A 6,746-nucleotide genomic window follows, 5' to 3' on the forward strand; every position below is an offset into this window, starting at 1 on the left:
TTCCGCGCGAGCCAGAGCAGCACGGTAACTGCGAGCGTCAATCTCGAACAGCACGTCGCCACGTTTGACGATCTGGCCCTCTTCGTAATTGACCCTGTCGATGTAGCCACTCACACGTGGCCGCAGCGCAACGCCTTCCACCGCCTCGACGCGGCCATTGAACTCATCCCATTGGACGATCTTGCGCACCGACACAGGTGCCACGCTGACCGTGGGTGGAGGGGCGGCGACCGCGTCGGCGGCGTCGCTATTGCAGCCAGCTAGGGACAGCGCCAGCAAGCTCGCCGCAGCTAACGGCAAGGCGCGGCGCCAGGAAGGCAGGACCGCAAGGTAAGGCAATGTGCTCATTGTTTTCAGTCTCGAAGGGATGGCGAAACCCGGTTGATAAAATTTGACATACGTGACGTATGCCATTTATCATCCACTCATACGCAACGTATGTCAATCATTTACATACACTTCTTATGTGAAAAATCGGAGGACGACCTAATGGCACAAAAGCGTGCAGAGATGATTGAGGAAACGCGGGCCAAGCTCATCAGTGCCGCCCGCGCTGCGTTCGCAACCGTGGGATATGCGGACAGTTCAATGGATGAGCTGACGGCCCAAGCCGGACTGACGCGCGGAGCGCTCTATCACCACTTCGGTGGAAAGAAAGGGCTGCTGGAGGCGGTCATCGCCCAGATTGATGCAGAGATATCTGGCCGACTGGCCGTCATCGTCGAGGAGGCGGAGTCCACCTGGGACGGCTTCGTTCAGGAGTGCATTGGCTACATCAAGATGGCCGTCGAGCCCGAAGTCCAGCGGATCGTCCTGCTGGACGGGCCAGCGGTTCTGGGCGATCCCTCCCAGTGGCCAGCCAGAACGTGTGCATCGTGAATACGCGCCGCAGCCTCCAGAAGTTGATCGAGGAGGCAGTCATACGCCCCGTCGATCCCCTGGCGACGGCCCGCCTGATAAACGGGGCGCTGCTGGGCGCATCGCTGTGGATCGCCAGCGCAGACGACCCACGCGCCGCTTCCGAAAAAGCCGTGCAGGGATTTCTTGTACTGGTGGCGGGCTTGCGGCGGGACACCTCTCCCGCGCAGCCGTAACAACCCAAAGGTGCCGACCGGCAGGCCGGACTCTTTGACCCAGAAATATAGGAGTAATATTGAATGTCATCTCAACTCCAAGACGCTCTAGGCATGTTCGCCTTTCTCGCTATCGAGCTATCGGTTTTATTCATTGGCATTAGCTTGCTGGTCGGAGTTCTTCAACGTCACATCCCACCATCCAAGGTGGAAGCGTTACTGACTTCCAGTGGGAAGCGAGGCTATTTTCTTGCTGCTGGTTTAGGAGCTATAACGCCCTTCTGTAGTTGCTCGACTATCCCCATGTTGAAAGGGTTGATTCGGGCACGGGCCGGTTTTGGGCCGATGATGGTGTTTCTTTTCTCATCTCCGTTGCTGAATCCTATCGTCGTCGGCCTGCTGGTTGCCACGTTTGGATGGACACTTACTGCTATCTATGTGCTCGCCGCTTTGGTGGTCGCGGTAGGTGCCGGATGGCTGCTTCACACGCTTGGCTTCGAGCGTTATGTGCGCCGGACGGCGACACAAGAGAGCAGTGGATGTAGTTCATCAGCAAGCCCGTGCAGTGCTACATCGACCGCATCGAGTTGCGGCACCAACAGCTGCGACACCACTCCGAAGACGGCTTCTTGCGGGGCTGATAGGAAGACAACAGTCTCTACGTCTAGCGAATGCTGTGACAGTCAACCCACTGTCACGGTTAAGAAAGAAGGGAAGTACAGTGGTGTGTGGCGGGAAGCTTGGTCGGACTTTATCGATGTGTTGCCTTACCTGCTCATCGGTATTGCGATTGGCAGCGTGATCTATGGTTTCATGCCCACTGACTTATTGGAGCAGTATGCAGGCCCAGATAATCCCTTTGCCATTCCAGTTGCCGCTGTCATCGGCGTGCCGTTGTATATTCGCGCTGAAGCCGTCATACCTCTGGCAGCGGCTCTGATGGCCAAAGGCGTGGGTGCCGGGACGGTGCTAGCGTTTATCATCGGCAGTGCCGGAGCCAGCCTGACTGAGCTCATTCTGTTGCGCTCTTTGTTCACGCTGAAGCTTTTAGCGGCGTTTTTAGCAGTCATTTTTGCTATGGCGATGATTGCCGGTTACGCCACCTACCTGTTTTTCTGATCAAGGCGGGAGATGATTAATTCGTTAAGCCTTCCTGGGTACCAGTTGGTGGATTCTGATGAGCAGAATGAAGACATACATTTTCGGCTTGAAGCACCTACACCAGTAGCCTGCGAGGGGTGCGGCGTGCAGGGTGAGTTCGTGCGGTTCGGCAAGCGTGACGTTCCCTATCGTGATCTGCCCATCCACGGCAAGCGGGTCACTCTCTGGGTGGTCCGCCGCCGATACACCTGCCGGGCCTGCAAGACAACATTCAGGCCCCAGCTACCGGAGATGGTGGACGGATTCCGTATGACACTGCGGCTGCATGAGTACGTGGAGAAGGAATCCTTCAACCACCCCTACACCTTTGTGGCGGCACAGACCGGCCTGGACGAGAAGACGGTGCGCGACATCTTCAACGCCCGCGCCGAGTTCCTGGGGCGCTGGCACCGCTTCGAGACGCCCCGCATCCTGGGCATTGACGAGCTATACCTGAACAAGCGCTACCGCTGCATTCTGACCAACATTGAGGAGCGAACCCTGCTCGACCTGCTGGCCACCCGCCGCCAGGACGTGGTGACCAACTACCTGATGAAGCTGAAAGACCGGCAGAAGGTCGAGATCGTCAGCATGGACATGTGGAACCCCTACCGGGCAGCGGTCAAGGCTGTGCTGCCCCAGGCCCGTATCGTGGTCGATAAGTTCCATGTGGTGCGCATGGCCAACGATGCCCTAGAGAGAGTGCGCAAGGGCCTCAGAAAGGAGCCGAAACCGTCCCAGAGCCGGACTCTCAAGGGAGACCGGAAAATCCTGCTGAAACGCGCTCACGAAGTCTCAGACCGGGAGCGCCTCATCATGGAGACCTGGACAGGCGCGTTCCCGCAACTGCTGGCCGCCTACGAGCACAAGGAGCGCTTCTACGGCATCTGGGACGCCACCACACGGCTCCAGGCAGAAGCCGCCCTGGACGAGTGGATAGCCACCATCCCGAAGGGCCAAAAGGAAGTCTGGAGCGATCTGGTCAGGGCAGTGGGAAACTGGCGCGAAGAGACCATGACCTACTTCGAGACGGACATGCCCGTCACCAACGCTTACACGGAGTCCATCAACCGACTGGCCAAGGACAAGAACCGTGAAGGGCGCGGTTACTCCTTCGAGGTGATGCGGGCACGAATGCTCTACACCACGAAGCACAAGAAGAAGGCACCGACTGCGAAGGTCTCTCCTTTCTACAAGAAAACCATCGGTTACGGACTGCCGGACTTCGCAGAGGAACTCAACTACGGAGTCGATCTATCAACCATCTGAGGGTGGTATCAGATTGATGGGGTGAAGGTGCCCCATCAACCATTAAATCCGTATACCCCAACCATTAAATCCGTATACCCGTATTTCTCAATGTCCCGTCTTTTGGCGACGTGGGTCACATCCATGACCTGTGGCCATTCATGGGCTACGTCACGGCACAGACGTCGCGCATCGCGCTCGCAACTGGCAGCGTCATCACCACTCTGCGTCATCCCTTGCTTGTGGCCAAAGCAGCAGCCTCGATCGACCGCTTGTCAAATCAGCGCCTGGTGCTAGGTATCGCCACGGGTGATCGGCCAACAGAGTTCCCGGCCTTCGGTCAGACAATGGATGCGCGAGCCACGTTGTTCCAAGAAGCATTGACTGTGTTGCGTCAAGCCTGGCGTGAGGACTTCCCGGAAATCTCCACGCCCCGAGTGAACTTGTCGGGTGCAGATACGCTGCCGAAACCGGCGTTGAGAGACATTCCCGTGATGGTGACTGGTCATTCACGCCAGTCGGTCGAATGGATTGCCGAGCATGGGGATGGCTGGCTTTACTATCCCCAAAATATCGCGCAGCAAGCCATGACAATCAAGAATTGGCGGTCGCTGACACCAAGATTCAAACCCTTCACGCAATCCTTCTATATTGACCTGTCGGAGAATCCCGATGAACCCCCGTCGCCCATCTTCCTCGGGTTTCGGGCTGGTCACCGATTCTTTACTGACTACTTCAGCCGCTTGCGCGATATTGGGGTTAATCATATTGGCCTCAACCTGAAATACGCGACACGTCCGGCGCATGAGATTGTTCAGGAACTTGGCGAGCATGTCGTACCGCACTTTCCGGCGCACGCTACTGCCCATTTGGAGGAGGCGCAGGATGCTGCACGGTCATAAAATTTTTGCCTGGGATCTCGCTTTTACTTCTTCGGCTGGTACCTATGCCTTCGATGTCCAATGCGAAATGCTGGCTGACATCGGTTATGACGGCCTGACCTATGCCGTCTGGTCAGGGAGCCGATGGGAAACCGCAAAGCGTCTATCCACCGTGAAAGATCGTTTCGGTTTGGAGGTCTTTAGCGTGTATGTGGTGATCGACCTGGATCAGGGCCCACAGCATCCCATCAACGCAGGACTCTTGCGGATGCTTGAGGAGATGGAAGGCGTGAAGGCTGTCAATCTTGGAATCAGGACGGCAGGCCACGGTTCAAATCATCGAAAGGCACCGGACGACAAGGTATTGCAGGACTTCCTTGGTCGGGCACTTGAGATTTGCGCACGGCGCGGAATTAACATCCTGCTGTATTTTCATCTGGGCTTCTGGATGGATCATTACTCCATTGCGGCACAGATCTGCTCGGTCGTGAACCATCCGAATCTCGGCATCGTGTTTCCAAGCTATCACTGGTATGGCTACGAAACCAATGCAGGCAGCCCGACGGAGGGCTATCAGGCAGTAGACCCGACGCCAGCGTTAATGGCGTCAACACCCTTCATGCGGGAATTGACTCTCAGCGGCGCAACCCGCAGCCCACTTGGCTGGAGTCGTATTGCCACTTTCGAGGCGCTCGATGCAGGAGAACTCGACAACTTCGCACTTCTTGGACTTGCCAAGTCGTTCGGTTATACCGGCCCCGTCGGCTATGACGGCACATTGGTCGGGGGGAATCCATACAGCACGCTCAAACGCTCCTATGACGCGATGGACGAGATGTTGGGTTTGCTGACAAAGCACCCTGGTTGGGCCAAGCGTGAAACGCACCCGTAACCTATGATTGAGCGCACCTACATGTCCCAACACCCTTTGATTGCTGCCCAATTGAGGCAGGCGATGCGCGGCGTGGCCTCCACGGTGACGCTAATCACGTCGATCGCTCCCGATGGCCACGGACACGTAATGATCGCCAGTTCATTCACATCAGTCTCACTGGAGCCGCCCACGGTTCTAGTGTGCATTGGTCAGCAAACCCGTATCCATGGGCCGCTGCTGGCTGCTCGACGATTCTGCATCAATGTACTCCGCGCAGAACAGGAGGTACTTGCGGTGCACTGCCGTAGCGCCACGGGGACCGACCGTTTCGATCATGAAGCCTGGCGATTTGATGAAGTCAATGGGTTGCCCTATCTGCAAGGGGCGCAGGCTTCGCTGTTCTGTGAGCTGATTGAACACCATGCAGTCGGCACCCACTCGGTAATGCTGGCCAGTGTCGAGCGTGTGCTCACATCTGCATATGCCGATCCACTCGTCTATCTGGATGGCCGCTTCCGGGCCATAGATCCAACCCGTTGAAGATATGCAGCGAAGAATTTCACAACTGCCTCGGCATATCTCTAGACAGCCTGCCGGGTTATGTGGCTGAGACTCTTCGAGCATTAGCCAATGCCCATTCCCCGCTGCCGTCCGATTTCCCACGCCACGCCGCCACCGCTCACCGTCGCGGCAAGTTGCTGCCCCAGGCGTTGTTCGATCACGGGTTTCCACGGCACCAGCGAGAAGCCCAAGCCATCATCGAGCATCGCGTACCGCCCACTGGCGAGCATGACGTTGCGGCGATAGATGCCGGCCACACGCTGGCCGTCTGTCACGGGCCGGTGCTCCAGGCCGGTTTCAGCGGCAATGTCCTTGGCGACCTGTGACAGCTCCCGGCTGCGCAGCGTGTCCAACAGGTTGCGCGCCAGAATCACGCGCTGTCCGCGTCGCTCGGCCAGACCCTGTTCGGCCAGGAAGTCGGCGCGCTGCTGCATCGCCTGTTTGGCCTCTGCACCAAAGCCCAGATCACCCAGGCCCGAGCCGCCAATCAACTGCTGGTCGAGCCAGGTGGCCCCGATGACGCGCACCTGTCGCTCGATGGGCAGGTGCGATTTCAACTCCACGGCCACGCCGCCCAGACGCTGCGCGTCGTAGCGCCGGCCCTGCTCGGGAAGGTCGCCAGGCACCTTCCATAACCCCTCGGCCATGCGCTCCACGATGCCGGCCCGGCGCAGGGCTTCCAACCTGCGGACATGAGCTGTCACGACCTCTTGCGGGTCACGGCCGGGGACGGCCGGGCCCTGTGCCACCGCCAGGTGGTGATCGGTGCGGTACAGGCCATCGCTCGCCAGCGCGGCGATGTTCCTGTCGGCCGCGCGCACGTCGGCCGATCCCTTCACCTCCACCACGGCCCCGGCCGGGTAGTTCGCCAGCTCGTCGCGGGTGTTTGAGCGCGACGTAATGGGCCTTGCCGTCCACGCCGTCGATGACCAGATAGCCTCGGTCGCGCAGCTCGTCGGCCAGCCCCTT

The 6,746-nt window shown here is 58.4% G+C and carries 6 protein-coding genes and 2 pseudogenes; 6 read left to right on the plus strand and 2 right to left on the minus strand.

Annotated elements, in window-relative coordinates; translation table 11 throughout:
* The coding region (locus DQ405_RS23225; RefSeq protein WP_446730911.1) for a biotin/lipoyl-binding protein at positions 1–339 on the minus strand (339 nt) is incomplete at its 3' end.
* A gap of 150 nt (positions 340–489) precedes the next feature.
* Between DQ405_RS23225 and DQ405_RS23230 the strand changes: the two are divergent.
* The 6 genes and pseudogenes from DQ405_RS23230 to DQ405_RS23255 all read left to right on the plus strand — a co-directional run bounded on the left by DQ405_RS23230 (position 490) and on the right by DQ405_RS23255 (position 5,756).
* A pseudogene (locus tag DQ405_RS23230) lies at positions 490–1,094 on the plus strand (TetR/AcrR family transcriptional regulator).
* A 63-nt stretch (positions 1,095–1,157) separates the two neighbouring features.
* Complete coding sequence (locus tag DQ405_RS23235) at positions 1,158–2,192, plus strand: permease (protein WP_009586987.1); 1,035 nt, start codon at positions 1,158–1,160, stop codon at positions 2,190–2,192.
* A 12-nt stretch (positions 2,193–2,204) separates the two neighbouring features.
* A complete protein-coding gene (locus tag DQ405_RS23240; RefSeq protein WP_022960607.1) occupies positions 2,205–3,482 on the plus strand; it encodes an ISL3 family transposase in 1,278 nt (425 codons plus the stop codon).
* 74 nt (positions 3,483–3,556) lie between these two features.
* Positions 3,557–4,363, plus strand: coding sequence for a TIGR03571 family LLM class oxidoreductase (locus DQ405_RS23245; protein WP_223822194.1), 807 nt, complete (start codon positions 3,557–3,559; stop codon positions 4,361–4,363).
* Positions 4,347–5,234, plus strand: coding sequence for a sugar phosphate isomerase/epimerase family protein (locus DQ405_RS23250; RefSeq protein WP_021204042.1), 888 nt, complete (start codon positions 4,347–4,349; stop codon positions 5,232–5,234). The genes DQ405_RS23245 and DQ405_RS23250 overlap by 17 nt, the downstream gene beginning before the upstream one ends.
* 3 nt (positions 5,235–5,237) lie before the next feature.
* Positions 5,238–5,756: a flavin reductase family protein gene (locus DQ405_RS23255; protein WP_059318564.1), complete on the plus strand. Its 519-nt coding sequence runs from the start codon at positions 5,238–5,240 to the stop codon at positions 5,754–5,756.
* A gap of 83 nt (positions 5,757–5,839) precedes the next feature.
* Here DQ405_RS23255 and DQ405_RS23260 read toward each other — a convergent pair.
* Positions 5,840–6,746 (minus strand): annotated as a pseudogene (locus DQ405_RS23260) (DUF3363 domain-containing protein); the annotation flags it as partial.

This window comes from Pseudomonas sp. SST3 (genome assembly GCF_003325755.1).

What these genes read in the sequence shown, in the direction of transcription:
- DQ405_RS23235 (WP_009586987.1), top strand. Translation starts at nt 1,158, where the DNA reads ATGTCATCTCAACTCCAAGACGCTCTAGGCATGTTCGCCTTTCTCGCT.
- DQ405_RS23240 (WP_022960607.1), top strand. Translation starts at nt 2,205, where the DNA reads ATGATTAATTCGTTAAGCCTTCCTGGGTACCAGTTGGTGGATTCTGAT.
- DQ405_RS23250 (WP_021204042.1), top strand. Translation starts at nt 4,347, where the DNA reads ATGCTGCACGGTCATAAAATTTTTGCCTGGGATCTCGCTTTTACTTCT.
- DQ405_RS23255 (WP_059318564.1), top strand. Translation starts at nt 5,238, where the DNA reads ATGATTGAGCGCACCTACATGTCCCAACACCCTTTGATTGCTGCCCAA.